Here is an 18,908-nt window from a genome sequence, read left to right on the forward strand (position 1 = left end):
CACGCCGAGTGCACGGGTTCACGGCGGCATCGAACCCGTGCACCCGGCGGCAGGTCGTGCACTCGGCGCCGGCTCGGCGCGGGGTGCCGCAACCCCCGGCCGCTATCGTTGTTGCGAATGCCGAGACTGGATACGCAAAAGGAGTCGGATGTCGGACGCGCAGGAGACCAGGACCGTCAGGCTGGCCGTGATCCCGGGGGACGGCATCGGTCCCGAGGTCATCGCCGAGGCGGAGAAAGTGCTGGATGCCGTGACCGACGGCTCCGGCATCCGATTCGAGTCCACCCGCTTCTCACTGGGAGCCGCACGCTACCTCGAGACCGGTGACACGCTCACCGATGACGACCTCGCCGCCATCGCGAGCCATGACGCGATCCTCCTCGGCGCCGTGGGAGGGGTCCCAGGCGACCCACGTCTGAAGGACGCGAACATCGAGCGCGGCCTGCTGCTGAAGCTGCGGTTCGAGTTGGACCACTACGTCAACCTGCGTCCGTCGAAGCTCTACCCCGGCGTGCCGGGACCGCTCGCCGAACCCGGCGACATCGACTTCGTCGTGGTCCGCGAGGGCACCGAGGGCCCGTACGTCGGCAACGGCGGATCGATCCGGCGCGGCACTGCGCACGAGATCGCGAACGAGACATCGGTGAACACCGCGTTCGGCGTGGAGCGCGTCGTCCGCTACGCCTTCGCTCTCGCCGAGCGACGCCGCAGGAAGCTCACGCTCGTGCACAAGACGAACGTCCTGGTGCACGCCGGCGGGATCTGGAAGCGGATCGTGGATGCCGTGGCGCAGGAGCACCCGGACGTGGCCGTAGACTATCTGCACGTCGACGCGGCAACGATCTTCCTGGTCACGAACCCGTCCCGTTTCGACGTTCTCGTCACCGACAACCTCTTCGGCGACATCCTGACAGACCTGGCCGGCGCCGTCACCGGTGGCATCGGTCTCGCAGCGTCCGGGAACATCAACCCGGATGGCGCGTTCCCGTCGATGTTCGAGCCTGTTCATGGTTCAGCGCCCGACATCGCGGGGCAGCAGCAGGCCGACCCTACGGCCGCGATCCTCTCCGTCGCACTCCTGCTCGATCATCTCGGGCTCGCCGACGAATCGCAGCGCGTCACCCGCGCTGTGGAGGAGGACATCGCGGTTCGAGGCGACACGGCACGCTCCACCGCAGCAATCGGCGACGCGATCGTCGCGCGACTGCGGGCGTAACCTGGAACCTCGCCCACCGCGTGGGCGCATGACCCGCTTGGATGTGACATGACCCTCATCGGAATCGACCCCGACACCGGACTCGCACCGCTCGAGTTCGCCGTGACCAAGAATCTCGCCGCGAAGAGCCCCGCGCAGCGCGACGAGATCCTGCAGAACCCCGGCTTCGGACAGAGCTTCACCGACCACATGGTCGATATCTGCTGGTCGGTGGGCGGCGGCTGGCATCGCCCGCGCGTCCAGCCCTACGGTCCGATCACGCTCGACCCCGCCGCCGCGGTGCTGCACTACGGGCAGGAGATCTTCGAGGGGATCAAGGCCTACCGTCACGCCGACGGCTCGGTGCACACCTTCCGCCCCGATCAGAACGGTCGTCGCCTGCAGCGGTCCGCGCGCCGGCTCGCCCTCCCCGAACTCCCGGTGTCGTACTTCATCCAGTCGCTGCAGGAGCTCATCGCCGTCGACGGCGCCTGGGTTCCGAGCGGCGAGGACCAGAGCCTGTACCTGCGTCCGTTCATGTTCGCCAAGGAGGCGTTCCTGGGGGTCCGGCCCGCGCATAAGGTCAACTACTACGTCATCGCCTCACCCGCCGGAGCGTACTTCAAGGGCGGCGTCCAGCCCGTCTCCATCTGGTTGAGCGAGGACTACGCGCGCGCCGGCAAGGGCGGAACGGGTGCAGCCAAGACCGGCGGCAACTACGCCGCCTCGCTGCTCCCGCAGGCCGAGGCGTACGAGAACGAGTGCGACCAGGTGGTCTTCCTCGACTCGGACGGCAACGTGGAAGAGCTCGGGGGCATGAACGTCGTCTTCGTCTACAAGGACGGGACTGTCGTCACGCCCGAGTCGCCGTCGATCCTCGAGGGCATCACCCGCGACTCGATCCTGCAGCTGGCGCGCGACCGCGGCCACAAGGTGGAGGGTCGCCCGGTCTCGCTCGCCGAATGGCGTTCCGGCGTGGCATCCGGCGACATCGTCGAGGTGTTCGCCTGCGGAACAGCGGCGGTCGTGACACCGATCGGTGTGCTCAAGGGCAAGGACTTCTTCGACGAGCAGCCGCTGGGCACGCTCGCCCTGGAGCTTCGTCAGGAGCTCACCGACATCCAGTACGGTCGCGCCGAGGACAAGCACGGCTGGCTGTTGCGCCTGGATGCCTGACCGACGTGGCTAGTCTGGAACGGTGAGGATCGCACGCTTCAGCCACCAGGACGCCATCCGCTACGGCATCGTCGATGACACCGATCTGGTCGTCCTCGACGGTGACCCGATGTTCGCAGGATTCGACACGACCGGCGAACGCATACCGCTGGGCGAGGTGGTGCTGCTGGCGCCGGTGATCCCGCGCTCGAAGGTCATCGCCGTCGGGCGCAACTATCGCGCGCACGCGGAGGAGCTCGGCAACCAGGTCCCTGCCGAGCCGATGCTGTTCTTCAAGCCGAACACGTCCGTCATCGGCCCGGGCGACTCGATCGTCCGACCGCCGCAGTCCTCCTTCACCTCGTTCGAAGGCGAACTCGCCGTGGTGATCGGCTCGATCGCGAAGAACGTGGCACCCGAACGCGCGTCCGAGGTGGTCTTCGGCTACACGATCGCCAACGACGTCACCGCCCGCGACCTGCAGAAGAGCGACGGCCAGTGGGCGCGGGCGAAGGGCTTCGACACCTTCTGCCCCCTCGGCCCGGCGATCGAGACCGACTTCGACGTGGCGGGCGCCACGCTGGAGACACGCTTGAACGGCACTGTTGCGCAGAGCGCCCCCCTCACGGACATGATCCACTCGGTCGCCGACATCATCGCGTACGCCTCCGCGGCGTTCACCCTGCTTCCCGGGGATGTCATCCTCACCGGTACGCCGTCGGGGGTCGGTGCCTTCGTCGCCGGCGACACGATCGAGGTCGAGATCTCCGGACTCGGCACGCTGCGGAACACCGCCCGCGACGCGTGAGCGCACTGACAGCCGCCGACGTCGCGCGCATTCAGCGCCGCACGATCGGCGTGCTGTCGACTGCACAGGTCCTCGGCGGCGTCGCCTTCGGTGCGACCATCTCGCTCGGAGCGGTGCTGGCGGCCCACGTCTCCGGGGATGAGACGTTCTCCGGCCTGGCCGCAGCGGCGGTCACGTTCGGCACCGCGCTGATCGCGATCCCGCTGGCGGGGCTCGCTCGCCGTCGCGGTCGCCGGCTGTCCCTGTCCACCGGCATGCTGCTCGCACTGGTCGGTGTGACGCTGGTCGTCCTCGCGGCGAGCGTGCGATCCTTCCCGCTCCTCCTGGTCGCGTTCCTCCTCGTCGGCGGGGGACAGGCCGCGAACCTGCAATCCCGCTTCGCCGCGGCCGACCTCGCCACCGATGCGTCGCGCGGACGCGACCTGTCGATCGTGGTCTGGGCGACCACGATCGGTGCGGTGCTCGGCCCGAACCTCACCGGGCCGGGCGAACTGCTCGGCGATGCGATCGGCATGCCCCCGCTCACCGGACCGTACGTCTTCACGATCGTCGGCCAGACGCTGGGCATCGCGCTGTACCTTGTGGCGCTGCGGCCGGATCCGCTGCTGACAGCGCAGCGCGTGGTCGCCGAGGCATCCGCTCGCTCCACCGCCGAGCGCATCGCGAAACCCGACCAGGCGCGCGTGGCCCGGTACGCCATCTTCGCCGTCGCCGCCGCCCACGGCGTGATGGTCGCGGTGATGGCGATGACGCCGGTGCACCTGCTGCATCACGGTGCGACACTGACGATCATCGGCATCACCCTGAGTCTGCACATCGCCGGAATGTACGCGCTGGCGCCGGTCTTCGGCATCCTCGCCGACCGCCTGGGCCGCATCGCGACGATCCTCCTCGGGCAGCTGCTCATCGCCGCGGCACTGGTGACGGCGTCCTTCGGGCAGGATTCCACGAGCGCGGTCACCATCGGACTCACCCTGCTGGGACTCGGCTGGAGCGCGACCACCGTCGCCGGGTCCGCCCTGCTGACCGAGGCGTCCTCCGAGGCGCGGCGCACCCGGCGACAGGGACTCAGCGACTTCACCATGAGCATGGTCGGCGCCATCGGGGCGATCCTGGCCGGCGTGATCCTCGGGTGGATCGGGTACGGCGGTCTGTCGCTCCTGGTGAGCGTCGCGGTGGTGGCGGTGGTGGCGCTCGCGCCGCTCGGACGCGCGGCGATGACCGCGGGTCGGCAGCAGCTCAGCGCCTGAGTGCGACGACGGCGTCCTGAACGTCCTGCTCATCGTTGAACACGTGGAACGCGACGCGTGCCCGACCTGCCCTGCCCGAGGCCGTGATCCCCGCCACCGTCAGGCGCGCGAGGTCGGCACCGTCTGCGTCGTCCCATGTGACGATGGCGCTGGAACGGTCCGGCTCGGCGATCCCGATCGCCGATCGGAACCGCGCTGCGAGCGAGGTCGCGTGCACGTACAGTGCTGCGGGGTCGAGTGCCGCGAACAGCTCGAGTGCGGGCTCGGCGCCCACGAAGGCCTGCCAGGCGGGGGAGAGGTCGAACCGGGAGGCGTCGGCGGCGAGCGCCGGTTCCGCGCCATAGCAGCATGACCACGGATCAGCGCCGGCATACCAGCCGGCGAAGGCGGGTCGGATGCTGCGACCGAAGTCTTCGGAGATCGCAAGGAACGCGACGCCGCGGGGAGCGCACAGCCACTTGTACGCGTGGCAGATCACCGCGTCGTACTGCGCGGCGTCCACCGGAAGCCATCCCACGGCCTGCGTCGCGTCGCACAGCGTACGTGCGCCGGCGTTCGCAGCGGCAGCCCGGATCGCCGCGGCATCGGCCACCTCGCCCGTCGCGGACTGGACGATCGAGAAGACCACGAGCCACGTGTCGGCGGTGATCGCTTCCGCCAACTCCGGAAACGGCGCGCTGCGCAGCCGCACGCCGCGTCCGGCATGGACGAAGGGAAGGACCATCGACGAGAAGTCGCCTTCGGCGCACAGCACCTCGGCGCCATCGGGCACGGACGTCGCCAGAAGGCCCGCGAACGCCGATGCCTGCGAGCCGATGGCGACGTGCGAGGGATCCACGCCGACGAGTCGCGCGAACGATGCCCGGGTGCGCTCGACGACCGCCGTGTAGTGCGCGCCCGTCGCGGAACCGGATGCCGCGGCATCGAGGTCGGCGATCACCGCGGCCCGGGTGGCCAGGCTCGGCAGGCCCATCGTGCAGGCGGCCAGGTAGCCACGACCGCCGGTGAACTGCGATCCGGCGTCCGAGAAGGTCGATACGGGAGGCGCCGCCGGCACGGATCCTGGAGACACGATCGCGGTCATACATCCAGCGTGCGGGCGGATGAGGAATTCGTCCAGGGCAGGTTTCCAATCCGAATCATGCTCTGCGCTTATGATTGCAATGTGACGTATTCCGCTCCCGAGGACTCGGACTTCGACGCGCTGACGGTGCGCGTCGTCAAGGCCATCGGTGATCAGGGGTCGATCACGGCGGCGGCAGCGCTCCTGGGCTACAGTCAGCCGGCAGTGAGTCAGCACATCAAGCGACTCGAACAGCGGTTGGGCGTGGCGGTGGTCGAACGCGTCGGCCGCTCCGTGCGGCTGACCGAGGCCGGACGGATTCTCGCGCGACACGCGCCCGCTGTCACCACGGCGCTGGACGCGGCGGCCGGCGAGCTGGCGGAGCTTCGCGGCCTGCGCGCCGGACGTGTGCGGCTCGTCGGCTTCCCCTCCGCGTCGCCGACGGTGGTACCACGGCTGCTGGCCGACCTCGCCCGTCATCACCCCGGTGTGACGATCACCTATGTGGAGGCCGAGCCGCCGGAGGCGGTGGAGGCGGTGCGCGGGGACCGCGCGGACATCGCGCTCACCTTCAGTTACCCGGGTGACCGGGACGACCCGCACGGTGCGAGTGCGAGCGGACTCGCCGTCCGCGCCGTGGGCACCGACGACCTCCTCGTCGTGCTGCCCGCCGGGCATGCCGCAACAGAACGAGCTGACGGAGAGGCCCTCGATCTCCCGGTGCTCGCAGAAGAGAACTGGATCGCCGGGTGCCCGCGCTGCCGCGGCCACCTTCTCGAGGTCTGCGGCCGGGCGGGCTTCATCCCGCGGATCGGCTTCGAGACCGACAACTTCGTCGCGGTCGAAGGACTCGTCGCGCAGGGGATCGGAGTGGCGACACTGCCGCGGATGGCGGTGGACTCCTTCCCGCCCCTTCCCGGCATCGTGACCGTGCCGCTGCCGCGCAGCGAGGCGCGGACGCTCCACGTCGTGACCGCCCACGGCGCCGAGCGGGTCCCGGCGGTGCGCGCCACCCTGCTCACGCTGACGGGCGTGCTGGCGCATGCGAGCCCGGTGGCCGAGGCATCCGCGAACTAAGCTGGAAGGCGATGCCTACTCCCGATCCCCGCACCACGACGGCCTCCGGCGCCGACGTCCGTGTGCGCTTCTGTCCCTCGCCCACCGGCCTGCCCCACGTCGGCCTCGTGCGCACCGCGCTGTTCAACTGGGCGTACGCACGCCATCACGGGGGGACGCTGGTCTTCCGCATCGAGGACACCGATGCCGCCCGCGACAGCGAGGAGAGCTACCTGCAGCTGCTGGACGCCCTGCGGTGGCTGAAGATCGACTGGGACGAGGGCGTCGAGGTCGGCGGACCGCATGCGCCGTACCGCCAGTCCGAGCGCTTCGACCTCTACCGCGAGGTGCTGGCGAAGCTCATCGATGCGGGCGCCGTCTACGAGAGCTACTCCAACGCCGAGGAGATCGACGCCCGCAACGACGCCGCCGGCCGTGCGCGACAGCTCGGCTACGACAATTTCGACCGCACCCTCACCGACGAGCAGCGCGCGGCGTTCCGTGCCGAGGGACGCGAACCCGCATACCGCCTTCGTGTGCCCGACGAAGACCTCACGTATGTCGACCTCGTGCGCGGCGAGGTGACCTTCCCCGCCGGATCCTTCCCGGATTTCGTGATCTTCCGCGCCGGCGGGATCCCCCTGTACACCTTCGTGAACCCCGTCGATGACGCCCTCATGGGCATCACGCACGTGCTGCGCGGAGAGGATCTGATGCCCTCCACCGCTCGGCAGCTCTCGCTGTACCGCGCACTGATCGATGCGGGGGTGACGGAGTTCGTGCCCCGTTTCGGTCACATGCCGCTCGTCCTCGGTGACGGCAACAAGAAGCTCTCCAAGCGGGATCCGCGAGCCGACCTGTTCCTCCAGCGCGAGAAGGGCTTCATCCCCGAGGGGCTCCTGAACTACCTCTCCCTGCTGGGCTGGTCGCTCAGCTCCGATCGGGACGTCTTCTCGCTCGACGAGATGGTCGCTGCGTTCGACATCGCCGACGTCAACCCGAACCCGGCCCGCTTCGATCAGAAGAAGGCCGAGTCGATCAACGGCGACCATATCCGGATGCTGGAGGCCGCTGATTTCGCTGAGCGGATCGTGCCCTACCTCGCGTCCGCCGGGGTGCTCACCGTCCCGCTCGCCGACGCTGACGCCGATCTCCTCGAGAAGGCGGCGCCGCTCATCCAGGAACGGCTGCCCCTGCTGGGGGATGCGCCGGGGCTGCTGCGCTTCCTTTTCACCGACGACATCTTCTACGAGGATGACGCCCTCGCCGGGCTGCCGGAGAACACGGGCGTGGTGCTGGCGGCCTCGGTGGGTGCGCTGGAAGCGATCCCCGAGGGCGCATTCACGGCCGCTGCGATCCAGGAAGCACTCTCGACCGCTCTGATCGAAGGTCTGGCGCTCAAACCCCGGGTCGCATACGGGCCGCTGCGGGTCGCCGTCAGCGGACGACGGGTCTCGCCGCCGCTGTTCGAATCGATGGAACTGCTCGGCAAGGCCGAGTCGATCCGACGGCTTGCGGCGTTCGACGCCTTCCGAGCGGGGTGAGCCTCGCCGCTCGGTTTGGCGGGGCCGTTCGCGTCGCGTAGACTTGACCCTCGGCACGGACTTCGGTTCAGCGCCTTGGGGTATGGTGTAATTGGCAACACGGAGGTTTCTGGTACCTTTGTTCTTGGTTCGAGTCCAGGTACCCCAGCCACGAAGAACCCCCGCTCAGGCGGGGGTTTTGTGGTTCTGCGGGAAGTCGACCGCGGCCTTCCCCGGCTCCTCCGCGGTGATAATGGTGGAATGGATGCCCCGGCTCTGACGCCAGAGCGAAGGCGCGAGCTCGACGACCTGCGTGCCCGCGCCTATGGTCCCCGCGCCGACATCCACTCGGACGAACATGCTCTCGCGCGCCTGCATGAGCTGGAGGATCTCGCACGCACCGACCTGCTTCCCGCCTCGACCTCGCTCGCGCCCGCGCCGAACCCGGGGCTGGATCCCGCCGCTGCTGAGGCGCCGGTCATCGAGCCCGCTTCCTCCGAGACTCCGCCCGCGCAACCGGATGCGGCGGTGCGATCAGCGCCCGTCAGGCCGTGGTGGCGTCGTATCCCGCTGTGGGCGGTGGTCGGCGTCGGGGCGATCGTCCTGGCCGTCGCATTCGTCATCGCCACAGTGCTGCCGCCGAACGCCGACGCCTCGCTGCGGGTCGTCGCGAATGTGACCGCCGACGATGTGGAGCCTCGCCAGATGCTCGGATGGTTCAACGTCGACATCGACACCGTGCGCCGGCACGAGGAGTTCCACGGTGTGAAGATCTGGTCCGCCGGCGCCTCCGACGGCTCCCGATGTCTGATGTTCTCCGTGCAGGATTGGGCCGACGGTCGCTGCGTCCCTGTGGGACTGGATCCGGTCGTGGACATGATGATCTACCCGGGCATGCCCGGGCTGGACGGCCTGGACCTCCCCGTCGGCAGTGTCGTCCGGCTGGCTCTGCACGGCGATGTGGTCGACGTGAGCATCGCCGAGGCGCAGAGCGGCACCGCGCGCCGGCATTGAGCGCTCAGTTGAGCAATTCCTGCAGCGCGTCCGATCCGAGTCGCGCGTAATCGGGATTGTCATCGCTCTGGTCGAGGAGGATCGCCGCGGTCGCCGCCGCCCACCCGCGAGCGCGCACCCAGGTGGCGCCGTCATACCGCGACCCGGTCGCCGTGATGAATGCCCGACGACCCGGGGCGTCGAATGCGAGCCAGGCGACCGCGAGATCGTACGCCGGGTCGCCGCCGGTGACGTCACCGAAGTCGATGATCGCCACCAGTTCCCCTCCCGCGACCACGAGGTTGCCGGGATGCAGGTCACCGTGGACCCAGACGGGCCCTCGTCGCCAGGGTTCCACCTCGAGCGCAGCCCGCCAGGCTGCGTGCGCCCGGCTCAGCGCGTCGGGATCAGCCCGACCACGCAGGGACTCGAAACGGACCGCCACGGCATCGGCCCGCTGTCGCAGCGGAACGCCCCGCACCGGATTGACCGGATGATCATCGGGGGCCGGCATGTGCAGCGCGCCCAGCGCGTCGGCCAGTCGTCTCGCCCAGCCACGTCGCTCACGCAGTGGCACGCTCAACCCCGTGCTGCCTTCGAACCACGGAACCACCGACCACGACCACGGATAGCCGTGTCCCGGCCGTCCGGCCAGCACCGGCGCGGGGATCCCGACGCCGGTCGCCTCAATGCGCGCCGCGATGTCGCCGAGCACTGCCTGTTCGTGCCGGACCAGCGGTGCGGCCAGTTCACGACGGGGGAGTCGCACCGCCCACCGATCACCCAACCGCCACACCGAGCAGTCCCAGCCGTCCTCGGCGTGCGTGAGCGTCGCGGTCCCCGCCTCGGGCACGACGGCGCGCGCCTGCTCGATCAGCAGGGCTCGCACCAGTGCTTCGTCGATCGACCGCTCGGCCGCGGGCTTGTCCGCCATGCCCCGAGGATAGCCACCCGCAAGACGAAAATGCGGATGGCAGTTGTGTTTGTGTTGTTCTGTGTTGTACTCTGTGGGAAATTCACGGAGGAATCGCATGTACGCAATGGAGCGCCAGGATCTGATCGAGCGCATGCTGCTCGATGACGGCCGCGTCAGCGTGGTCGCCCTCGCACGACGTTTCGACGTGACGACCGAGACCGTTCGCCGCGATCTCGCGCAGCTGGAGATCGCCGGGGCACTGCACCGCGTGCACGGAGGCGCAGTGCTGCGGGAGCGCCAGAGCACCACCGAGCCGACGCTCGCGGAGCGTGCGCATCGTCGCAGCGGCGCCAAAGCGGCCATCGGCCGGCGGGCGCTCGAACTGCTCGGCGACCGGTTCCGCGGCTCGCTCTTCCTGGACGCCGGAACGACCACGTCCGCGATCGGCGCGCAACTCGGAGACCACCTGGCCGCCACCGGCGGTCAGGCCGAGGTCGTCACCCACGCCATGACCCTCGCACACGCCCTCGCCGACGTGCGCGACGCCGAACTGACCGTCATCGGCGGACGCGTGCGCGGGACGACCGCTGCTGCGGTCGGCGCCGATACGGTGCGCTCCATCCAACGGCTGCGGCCGGACATCGCCTTCCTCGGCACCAACGGCATCTCGGCCACGTTCGGGCTGAGCACGCCCGACCCCGACGAGGCCGCAGTGAAGTCCGCCATCGTCCAGTCGGCACGGCGGGTCGTCGTCGTCGCCGATGCAGAGAAGCTCGGTCGAGAGCTTCTGGTCAGCTTCGCGTCGCTGGCGGAGATCGACGTGCTGGTGACGGATGCCGCGCCGGATGCCGAGCTGACCGATGCACTCGCCGCCGTCGATGTGGAGGTGCTTCTCCCATGAGCACGACCAACGTGGGATCGGGATCACAGCCCCGGATCGTCACCCTCACGGCCAACCCGTCGCTGGATCGCACCATCGCTCTGACGGATGCCCTGCGACCCGGGGAGGTTCAGCTCGCGGCATCCGCTCGTGAAGACGCCGGTGGAAAAGGGATCAACGTCTCGCGCGCCGTCGCCGCGGCAGGCGTCTCGACGGTGGCGGTCCTGCCACTCGCCGCTGACGATCCCTTCGCCACGGCGCTCGGTGCAGCGAAGGTGCCCGCGCTGCCCGTTCCGATCGACGGTCACAGCAGGGCCAACCTCACGATCACCGACCCCGCTGGAGTGACCACCAAGCTGAACCTGCCGGGTGCAGCGTTGACGCCGGCTGGTGTCGAGGATCTGATCGCCGCCGTGGTCGCCGCCTCGGAGGGAGCGGACTGGCTGGTCCTGGCCGGGTCCCTACCTCCGGGCGCGGAGGATTCGCTGTACGTCGAGATCATCCGCGCGGTACGCGCTCGCTGGGGGATCGGGTCGCCTCGCGTTGCGGTGGACACATCGGGCGCCGCGCTGCGCGCGGTGGTCTACGACGCGTCGCCCGACCTGATCAAGCCCAATGACGAGGAACTCGCCGAGCTCGCCGGCATCGAGCTCGAGGCCGGCGGCATCCTCGCCGACGCGGTGCTTCCCGTCGCTCAGGCGCTCGTCCCCGCCCGCGTCGCGGCTGCGCTGGTCACGCTCGGCGCCGACGGCGCGGTCCTGGTGACCTCGGAGGGCGCCTGGGTCGCCGTCCCACCGCGGATCCGCGTCGTGAGCACGGTCGGCGCCGGTGACAGCTCGCTGGCCGGCTACCTGCTCGGCGACGTCAGCGGCGCCGGACCCGCCGAGGCGCTGCGGCGGTCCGTGCAGTACGGCGCCGCCGCGGCATCCCTTCCCGGCACGCAAGCCCCCACACCTGATGATCTGCCGTCCGGCGAGGTCATCGTTCGTCCCCTCGGGCTCGGAGCGCGAACGTAGCCGACCGGCTCCGAGCGCCCCTGGCCACCCCCTTCACCACACAGACCACAGGAGGTCACCGTGTCACAGTCCATCACCCCCGAGCTCGTCAGTCTCGACGAACCGCTCGGGGCCGACAAGGCGGCCGTGATCCGCGCCCTCGCGGCGCGGGTCGCGGCGCAGGGACGCGCCACCGATCCCGAGGCCCTCTTCCAGGACGCCTGGGCGCGCGAGCAGAAGGACGAGACCGGCCTGCCGGGCGGCATCGCCATCCCGCACGCGAAGAGCGCCGCGGTCACCCAGCCGTCACTGGCGTTCGCACGGCTGGCGCCGGGCGTGGACTTCGGGGCGCCGGACGGTCCGGCCGATCTCGTGTTCCTGATCGCTGCGCCGGACGGCGCCGCAGAAGCGCACCTCGCGGTGCTCTCCAAACTCGCCCGGAGCCTGATGCAGGACGACTTCACCGCCGGCCTGCGCGCGGCCTCCACCGCCGACGAGGTCGTCGCCATCGTGCGCGACGCGATCGGCGAGGGCGAGGCCGCACCGGCTGCGTCCGTTCCGGCGCCCGCGACCGCGGCTGCTGCTCCGGCCGCATCTCCCGTCGACGCGGGTCTGCGCATCGACGGGCGTCCCGCTCGCATCGTCGCAGTGACCGCCTGCGCCACCGGCATCGCGCACACGTTCATGGCCGCCGACGCGCTCACCGCCGCCGGCAAGAAGGACGGAGTGGACCTGGTCGTCGAACCGCAGGGCTCCAGCGGCTATCAGGCGCTGCCCCAGGAGGTCATCGACAACGCCGACGCCGTCATCTTCGCGACCGACGTGGACGTGCGCGAACAGCAGCGCTTCGCGGGGAAGCCGGTGGTCCGCTCGGGCGTCAAGCGCGGCATCGAGCAGCCCTCCCAGATGATCGGGGAGGCGGTGGCCGCAGCGAAGAACCCCAACGCGGCACGCGTGAGCGGCACCGCGGGCGCCGCCGCAGCGGCCTCGACGGCGCACATCTCGTTCGGTGCGCGCATCCAGCGCATCCTGCTCACCGGTGTCAGCTACATGATCCCGTTCGTTGCGGGCGGCGGTCTGCTCATCGCACTCGGCTTCCTCCTGGGCGGCTACGAGGTGACCACCAACGCGTCGACGATCATCACGCAGAACTCGCTCTGGGACCTCCCGACCACCGATATCACGTCCGACTTCGGACCGCTCGGCCAGTATCTCGGCTCGGTGTTCTTCATGATCGGCGCGACCTCGATGGGCTTCCTGGTCTCGGCTCTGGCGGGGTACATCTCCTTCGCGATCGCCGACCGACCTGGCATCGCTCCCGGATTCGTCGCCGGTGCGGTCGCCGTGCTCATGAACGCGGGCTTCATCGGCGGGATCGTCGGCGGTCTGCTCGCCGGCGTGGTCGCGTGGTGGCTCGGACGCCTTCCCGCGCCGCGCTGGCTACGGGGCCTCATGCCGGTCGTGATCATTCCGCTCGTCGGATCCATCGTCGCCTCCGGCCTGCTCGTCCTGTTCCTCGGTCGTCCGATCGCCACCCTCATGCAGTGGCTGACCGACTGGCTGACGAGCCTCACCGAGTCCGGCGGCGCCGCCATCGGTCTGGGCATCATCCTCGGTCTGATGATGTGCTTCGATCTGGGTGGCCCCGTCAACAAGGTCGCGTACTCGTTCGCCGTTGCCGGCCTGGCTGCCGGCTCCGCCGACAACCCCGCCCCGTTGCTGATCATGGGTGCCGTGATGTGCGCCGGAATGGTTCCGCCGCTGGCCATGGCGCTGGCCTCGACGATCCTCGCCCGAAAGCTGTTCACGCCGGAGGAGCGCGAGAACGGCAAAGCGGCCTGGCTGCTGGGCGCGTCGTTCATCTCAGAAGGTGCGATCCCGTTCGCCGCGGCCGATCCGCTCCGCGTGATCCCGGCCTCCATGGTCGGCGGCGCCGTGACCGGTGCGCTGTGCTTCGTGTTCAACGTGCAGTCCTACGCGCCGCACGGTGGCATCTTCGTGCTCTTCGCGATCCAGCCCATCTGGGGCTTCCTCGTGGCGCTGATCGCGGGCGTGCTGGTGTCGGCATTCCTGGTGGTCGGGTTCAAGCGCTTCATCGCGCCGAAGGAACTGGCCGAGGCCGAGACCCCGTTCGAGGCTCCAGCCACCGCCAGCTCGGGAACGGCCGCACCCGCGATCGCCTGAGCCCTGGCATCCGCATGCCAACTGCGGAATGCTGGAGTCAGTCGTCTTCGATGAAAGGAACACCCATGGCAGAACGTCAGGCAACCATCGCGAGCAGCTCCGGGCTGCATGCGCGGCCCGCGAAGCTCTTCGTGCAGGCGGTGCAGGAGACCAAGGTGCCGGTCACGATCGCCGTCGAGGGCGGGAAGGATCTGAACGCCGGCAGCATCCTGTCGCTGATGGGCCTCGGCGCCTCCCACGGCACCGTCGTCACGCTCAAGGCGGAGGGCGATGGAGCCGATGCGGCCCTGGACTCGCTCGTGGCACTTCTGGAGACCGACCTCGACGCCGAGTAGTCGCCACGACGGACGACGACGGATGCCGCGGACCTGTCGGTCCGCGGCATCCGTCGTCGTGGGGAAGCGGCTCAGCTGATCTTCCGCCGGTAGATCGCCATCGCACCCAGGTAGGCGACGATCAGGATGCCGAGCATCCAGGCCAGCGCGATCCAGATCTCCGCGCCGACCGGCTGCTGGGCGAACAGCGCGCGGATCGTGTTGACGATCGGGGTGACCGGCTGGTTCTCGGCGAACCAGGCGACCGGCGCCGGCATCGTGTCGGTCGGGACGAACGCTGAGCTGACGAACGGAAGGAAGATGAGCGGGTACGAGAACGCGCTCGCTCCGTCGACCGTCTTCGCCGACAGCCCCGCGATCACCGCGACCCAGGTCAGGGCGAGGATGAACAGGATCAGGATGCCGGCGACCGCCAGCCACGCCAGCACTCCTGCGCCCGTGCGGAATCCCATCAGCAGCGCCACGCCGATCACGATCACGAGCGAGGCGACGTTGGCCACGAGTGAGGTGAGCACGTGGGCCCACAGCGAGCTCGATCGCCCGATCGGCATCGACTGGAACCGCTCGAAGATTCCGCTCTGCAGGTCCAGAAAGAGGCGATACGACGTGTAGGCGATGCCGGACGCGATGGTGATCAGCAGGATGCCCGGCAGCATGTAGTCGATGTACGACGACGAGCCGGTGTCGATCGCACCGCCCAGCACGTAGACGAACAGCAGCATCAGTGCGATCGGGGTGACCGCCGTCGTGATGATGGTGTCGGGGCTGCGCAGGATGTGGCGCAGCGACCTGCCGGTCAGCACGGCCGTGTCGCCGACGAAATGCGTGGTCATGATTCCTCCTTCGCGCCGCCGCCGGCGGTGCCCGATCCCGTTGCGGAGTCCTCGCCGACGAGGGCGAGGAAGACGTCCTCCAGGCTCGGCTGCTTCTGGATGTACCCGACCTGAGCGGGGGGCAGAAGGCGCTTGAGCTCGCCCAGGGTGCCGTCGACCAGGATGCGTCCCTGATGCAGGATGGCGATCCGGTCGGCCAGCTGCTCGGCCTCGTCCAGGTACTGCGTCGTCAGGAGCACGGTGGTGCCACGCTCGGCGAGCGTCTTCACCGTGTTCCACACCTCGATGCGCGCCTGCGGGTCGAGGCCCGTCGTCGGCTCGTCCAGGAAGATCACCGGCGGGTCGCCGATGAGGCTCATCGCGATGTCGAGGCGACGCCGCATGCCGCCCGAGTAGGTGCCGGCGCGCCTCCCTCCGGCCTCGGTGAGGGAGAACCGTGAGAGCAGGTCGTCGGCGATCCGGCCGGGGTCGGCGAGGTGGCGCAGCCGCGCGACGAGGATCAGGTTCTCGCGGCCGGTGAGCACCTCGTCCACCGCGGCGAACTGGCCGGTGAGGCTGATCGTCTCGCGCACGGATTGGGGCTGCGTCGAGACGTCGAATCCGCCGACCGACGCCGTACCGGCATCCGCCTTCAGCAGGGTGGAGAGGATGCGCACCACCGTGGTCTTGCCGGCACCGTTGGAGCCCAGCAGCGCGAAGATGGTGCCCCGCGCCACGTCGAAGTCGACGCCGCGCAGGACCTGCAGCTCCTTGAAGGACTTCTCCAGGCCCCGCACACGGATCGCCGGTACGGAGACGGGAACGTCGCTCATGAGTCCGACGACCCTTCTGCGTTCTCGGCATTCGCGATCGCATCGCTCAGCCGGGCACGCTCCTTGTCGATCCACTGTCGGCCTGCGTAGGCCTGCACGAAGCTCTCCCCGAACTCCACCGGATCCGTGCCGACGATCTCGCGGATCGGCGTGCCGTCGATGGCCGCCCGCTCCCAGAGGTCTGCCAGGTCGCCGACCATCGTGACGAGGGTCTCGCCGTCGAGGTAGCCGCCGTAGTACATGAAGTACCGCTGATACGCTTTCGCCGCGACTCTGTACGGCTCGGGCAGCGCGTCCATGCGCGCCATGCTCTGCTTGTACTGCTTCTTCTGCTCGAGCGAGCCGGTGAGGGTCTCGAGCCATTTCGTTGCGGTCGTCTTGGCCGACATGATCACTTGCCTCCTTCAGGGAGCTGTTCGGTGCGAAGCTTGTCGATGCGTTCCTGGAGGAAGCTCCACGTCCCCCAGAACTCATCGAGGTAGTCGGTTCCTGCCGCGCTGAGCGAGTAGACCTTGCGCGGCGGGCCCTTCTCGGACGCCACCTTCTCGACGTCGACGAGGCCTTTCTGCTCGATCCGGATCAGCAGCGCGTAGATGGTGCCCTCGGCGATGTCGGCGAAGCCTTCATCGCGCAGCCAGGTCGTGATCTCGTACCCGTACGCCGGCTGGCGTGCGAGGATCGCGAGCACGATCCCCTCGAGGGTGCCCTTGAGCATCTCGGTCGCCTGCTTGCCCATAGCTGCACTTCCGTCCACTACTCAGTGATACTGACTACCACTACATAGTAGCGCTGAGTACCAGAGATGCAAGCATCGAAAAGCGGATGCCGCGACCCGATGGGCCACGGCATCCGCTTCCGGTCGACCGACTCAGATGTCGATCGACTCGTCGGGCTCGAGGTCGAAGAACTCGCCGCCGTTCTGCTCGGTCGCCCAGCGCAGCCGTGCGCGCCCCATGTTGCGGCCGATCACCGAGAGCGTCATGTCGTGCGCGGCGAACGCCTGTCGGGGCTTCACCGCGAGGACGAAGTCCATCGCGTCGCCGATCTTCAGCCACGGCGCGCCCACGGGGGCGGCCAGCAGCTTCACATCGACGCCCTTCGGCACCGCGTAGGAGTCTCCGGGGTAGTAGAAGTCGCCGTTGACCAGCACCCCGACATTGTCGACGACGGGGATGCTCTCGTGGATGACGGCGTGTGTTCCGCCGAAGAAGGTGAGCGCGAACGGGTCCAGTGCCAGGGTGTCGCCGGGGTGCACGACGGTGATCTCGTACCCTGCGGCGGCCTGAACGACTCCTTCCGGGCCGTAGATCGGCACATCCGGCGCGTACTTGCGCAGACGGTCGAGGTGATCGGGTGTCCAATGGTCGGCATGCTCGTGGGTGATCACGATCCCGACCAGGTCACCGAGGTCATCGAGGGGTGAGGTGAACGATCCCGGATCGATGATCAGCGTGTTCCCGGAGTCGCGGATGGTCAGTGCGGCGTGTTCGTGCTTGGTGACTCGCATGCCTCGAGTCAATCGGTCCGAACCGTTGCTGAGCAACCGCTTGACGGGCCCGCGACGATTTGTCCACGGCGGCGGCCACATGGCATACTTATACGGTTGTCTTGTGCGGCCCCATCGTATAGAGGCCTAGTACGCCGCCCTCTCACGGCGGTAACGCGGGTTCGAATCCCGCTGGGGTCACAAACGAAAACCCCCGGGTCATGCCCGGGGGTTTTTGCGGCACCAGGGAGCCGGCGCCCGCCGGAATGCATCGAATCCGGATCGTCTCAGGCAGTGACGGCAGTCGATCTCTGCCCTAGCGTTGAGCGACGGCGTCGGGTCACGGATGCCCTCGAGGGGGGATGGACCCATGACGAAGGACGATGCGTCCGCGAAGGCGCGGGCGCTGGGCGCGCAGTCGCGACCGCGGCCCGCGCGCGACCTCGCGGCGGAGGCGCAGGAGCACGCGGGTGTGCGTGCAGCCTTCGTGAAGAACACGCTGACCAAGCTGCCCCTGATCGGCGTGCTGGTGATCACCATCAACCTCTTCGTGCAGGTGCGTGGAGACGTCGGTCTCGCCGTTGCGGTGGCCCAGAACCTCACCTTCGGCGGTCTGCTCGTGGTCGTGCTGCTCAACCTCGCGATCTACATCATGGTGGGCATCATGGTGGCGGCAATGCCTCTGGTATTCGACTCCGACTACAACTTCTGGACACGGGTCGTCGGCACCGCGATGGTGGTGCTGCTGGGGGCCGTGATCTTCTGCACGGCGCCCTGGGTACTCCTGGCGGGACTGGTCGTCGTGTTCATCGTGATCGGAATCACCGTGATGCACAGGTACCGCACACCGGAGGAACCGCTCACCGCCGAATCGATCAAGACGGTTCTGCAGCATGCCAAACCGCCGACCGATTCCGTCCTGCGCACACTCTGGGCGCAAGGGCGCGCCATGCTCCGGCTGATCTCGCCCGGCTCAGTGCCGCCGACCCCGGTCGAGCAGGCGATCCAGACCGAACCCAAGCCGTTCGCAGCCGTGGCCGACGAGTGGAACGCCCGAACGGTCGCGATCAACGATCCACGGTCGAAATCGATCACCCGGCTGGCCTTCGTCGGCATCATCGGGTTCGTCACACTGTTCGGCATCACGATCTTGACCCAGCCGATCCGGTTCGCGCCGCTCGAACTCGTCTCGATCGACGGCGCCCCTGCCCAGCCCGGTTTCGTCCTCATGCAAGGTTCGAACGGCGTCTTCGTTCCCGACCCGTGGGGGACCGCGCAATTCGTCTCCACCGATGACGTCACCTCACGCGAGCTGTGCGACGACACACCGCAGTGGTGGTCGGTATCGGTACTGGACACGCTCTCACCCGGTGAGATGAGCGGCCCTGACTGCACCGTGCTCGGCGCGAGATGAGTGGTGACAC

The 18,908-nt window shown here is 68.8% G+C and carries 19 protein-coding genes and 2 tRNA genes; 14 read left to right on the forward strand and 7 right to left on the reverse strand.

Annotated elements, in window-relative coordinates; genetic code table 11:
* Positions 1 to 148: 148 nt before the first annotated feature.
* Genes BLT19_RS10810 through BLT19_RS10825 form a run of 4 tightly spaced genes read left to right on the forward strand, consistent with a single transcriptional unit; the run spans position 149 to position 4,408 of the window.
* Positions 149 to 1,216: a 3-isopropylmalate dehydrogenase gene (locus tag BLT19_RS10810; protein ID WP_091489714.1), complete on the forward strand. Its 1,068-nt coding sequence runs from the start codon at positions 149 to 151 to the stop codon at positions 1,214 to 1,216.
* A 48-nt stretch (positions 1,217 to 1,264) separates the two neighbouring features.
* Positions 1,265 to 2,371, forward strand: coding sequence for a branched-chain amino acid aminotransferase (locus BLT19_RS10815; RefSeq protein ID WP_091489719.1), 1,107 nt, complete (start codon positions 1,265 to 1,267; stop codon positions 2,369 to 2,371).
* A gap of 22 nt (positions 2,372 to 2,393) precedes the next feature.
* Positions 2,394 to 3,158 carry a fumarylacetoacetate hydrolase family protein gene (locus BLT19_RS10820; RefSeq protein ID WP_091489724.1) on the forward strand — a complete coding sequence of 255 codons (765 nt, stop codon included), beginning with the start codon at positions 2,394 to 2,396 and terminating at the stop codon, positions 3,156 to 3,158.
* A gap of 5 nt (positions 3,159 to 3,163) precedes the next feature.
* Complete coding sequence (locus tag BLT19_RS10825) at positions 3,164 to 4,408, forward strand: MFS transporter (protein WP_091493831.1); 1,245 nt, start codon at positions 3,164 to 3,166, stop codon at positions 4,406 to 4,408.
* Here BLT19_RS10825 and BLT19_RS10830 read toward each other — a convergent pair.
* A complete protein-coding gene (locus BLT19_RS10830) occupies positions 4,398 to 5,492 on the reverse strand; it encodes an aminotransferase class V-fold PLP-dependent enzyme (protein WP_091489729.1) in 1,095 nt (364 codons plus the stop codon). The genes BLT19_RS10825 and BLT19_RS10830 overlap by 11 nt on opposite strands.
* 57 nt (positions 5,493 to 5,549) lie before the next feature.
* Here BLT19_RS10830 and BLT19_RS10835 point away from each other — a divergent pair, with 57 nt between their 5' ends.
* From BLT19_RS10835 to BLT19_RS10850, 4 genes are all read left to right on the forward strand, one after another.
* Positions 5,550 to 6,548 (forward strand): LysR family transcriptional regulator, encoded by a 999-nt coding sequence (locus BLT19_RS10835; RefSeq protein ID WP_091489734.1) that lies wholly within the window; start codon positions 5,550 to 5,552, stop codon positions 6,546 to 6,548.
* Between the two features lie 11 nt (positions 6,549 to 6,559).
* Positions 6,560 to 8,071: a glutamate--tRNA ligase gene (gene gltX / locus BLT19_RS10840; protein ID WP_091489737.1), complete on the forward strand. Its 1,512-nt coding sequence runs from the start codon at positions 6,560 to 6,562 to the stop codon at positions 8,069 to 8,071.
* A 76-nt stretch (positions 8,072 to 8,147) separates the two neighbouring features.
* Positions 8,148 to 8,222, forward strand: a tRNA-Gln gene (locus BLT19_RS10845).
* Positions 8,223 to 8,311: 89 nt separating this feature from the next.
* Positions 8,312 to 9,064, forward strand: a complete 753-nt coding sequence (locus BLT19_RS10850) for a hypothetical protein (RefSeq protein WP_091489742.1) — start codon at positions 8,312 to 8,314, stop codon at positions 9,062 to 9,064.
* 4 nt (positions 9,065 to 9,068) lie between these two features.
* Here BLT19_RS10850 and BLT19_RS10855 read toward each other — a convergent pair whose 3' ends face one another.
* On the reverse strand, positions 9,069 to 9,977 hold the full coding sequence (locus BLT19_RS10855; RefSeq protein ID WP_091489745.1) for an aminoglycoside phosphotransferase family protein: 909 nt from the start codon (positions 9,975 to 9,977) through the stop codon (positions 9,069 to 9,071).
* Positions 9,978 to 10,074: 97 nt separating this feature from the next.
* Between BLT19_RS10855 and BLT19_RS10860 the strand changes: the two genes are divergently transcribed.
* From BLT19_RS10860 to BLT19_RS10875, 4 genes are all read left to right on the forward strand, one after another.
* A complete protein-coding gene (locus BLT19_RS10860; RefSeq protein WP_091489752.1) occupies positions 10,075 to 10,860 on the forward strand; it encodes a DeoR/GlpR family DNA-binding transcription regulator in 786 nt (261 codons plus the stop codon).
* Positions 10,857 to 11,855, forward strand: a complete 999-nt coding sequence (gene pfkB, locus BLT19_RS10865; protein ID WP_091489757.1) for a 1-phosphofructokinase — start codon at positions 10,857 to 10,859, stop codon at positions 11,853 to 11,855. Before BLT19_RS10860 ends, pfkB begins: the two co-directional genes overlap by 4 nt.
* A 60-nt stretch (positions 11,856 to 11,915) precedes the next feature.
* Positions 11,916 to 14,018: a PTS fructose transporter subunit IIABC gene (locus BLT19_RS10870; RefSeq protein ID WP_091489761.1), complete on the forward strand. Its 2,103-nt coding sequence runs from the start codon at positions 11,916 to 11,918 to the stop codon at positions 14,016 to 14,018.
* A gap of 65 nt (positions 14,019 to 14,083) precedes the next feature.
* Positions 14,084 to 14,353, forward strand: a complete 270-nt coding sequence (locus BLT19_RS10875; RefSeq protein WP_091489764.1) for an HPr family phosphocarrier protein — start codon at positions 14,084 to 14,086, stop codon at positions 14,351 to 14,353.
* Positions 14,354 to 14,424: 71 nt separating this feature from the next.
* Here BLT19_RS10875 and BLT19_RS10880 read toward each other — a convergent pair whose 3' ends face one another.
* The 5 genes from BLT19_RS10880 to BLT19_RS10900 all read right to left on the reverse strand — a co-directional run bounded on the left by BLT19_RS10880 (position 14,425) and on the right by BLT19_RS10900 (position 17,505).
* Positions 14,425 to 15,186, reverse strand: a complete 762-nt coding sequence (locus BLT19_RS10880) for an ABC transporter permease (RefSeq protein WP_091489767.1) — start codon at positions 15,184 to 15,186, stop codon at positions 14,425 to 14,427.
* A complete protein-coding gene (locus BLT19_RS10885) occupies positions 15,183 to 15,998 on the reverse strand; it encodes an ABC transporter ATP-binding protein (RefSeq protein ID WP_091489772.1) in 816 nt (271 codons plus the stop codon). Before BLT19_RS10885 ends, BLT19_RS10880 begins: the two co-directional genes overlap by 4 nt.
* The gene (locus tag BLT19_RS10890) at positions 15,995 to 16,387 is read right to left on the reverse strand and encodes a DUF1048 domain-containing protein (RefSeq protein ID WP_091493834.1); all 393 of its coding nucleotides are present in this window, start codon (positions 16,385 to 16,387) and stop codon (positions 15,995 to 15,997) included. Before BLT19_RS10890 ends, BLT19_RS10885 begins: the two co-directional genes overlap by 4 nt.
* Before the next feature lie 2 nt (positions 16,388 to 16,389).
* Positions 16,390 to 16,734: a PadR family transcriptional regulator gene (locus BLT19_RS10895; protein WP_091489776.1), complete on the reverse strand. Its 345-nt coding sequence runs from the start codon at positions 16,732 to 16,734 to the stop codon at positions 16,390 to 16,392.
* Positions 16,735 to 16,866: 132 nt separating this feature from the next.
* The gene (locus BLT19_RS10900; RefSeq protein WP_091489780.1) at positions 16,867 to 17,505 is read right to left on the reverse strand and encodes an MBL fold metallo-hydrolase; all 639 of its coding nucleotides are present in this window, start codon (positions 17,503 to 17,505) and stop codon (positions 16,867 to 16,869) included.
* 107 nt (positions 17,506 to 17,612) lie between these two features.
* Here BLT19_RS10900 and BLT19_RS10905 point away from each other — a divergent pair.
* Both BLT19_RS10905 and BLT19_RS10910 read left to right on the forward strand, forming a co-directional pair.
* A tRNA-Glu gene (locus BLT19_RS10905) sits at positions 17,613 to 17,685 on the forward strand.
* Positions 17,686 to 17,854: 169 nt separating this feature from the next.
* Positions 17,855 to 18,898 (forward strand): hypothetical protein, encoded by a 1,044-nt coding sequence (locus tag BLT19_RS10910; RefSeq protein ID WP_091489785.1) that lies wholly within the window; start codon positions 17,855 to 17,857, stop codon positions 18,896 to 18,898.
* Positions 18,899 to 18,908: the final 10 nt, after the last annotated feature.

It is taken from the genome of Microbacterium pygmaeum, from assembly GCF_900100885.1.
Taxonomy (GTDB): domain Bacteria; phylum Actinomycetota; class Actinomycetes; order Actinomycetales; family Microbacteriaceae; genus Microbacterium; species Microbacterium pygmaeum.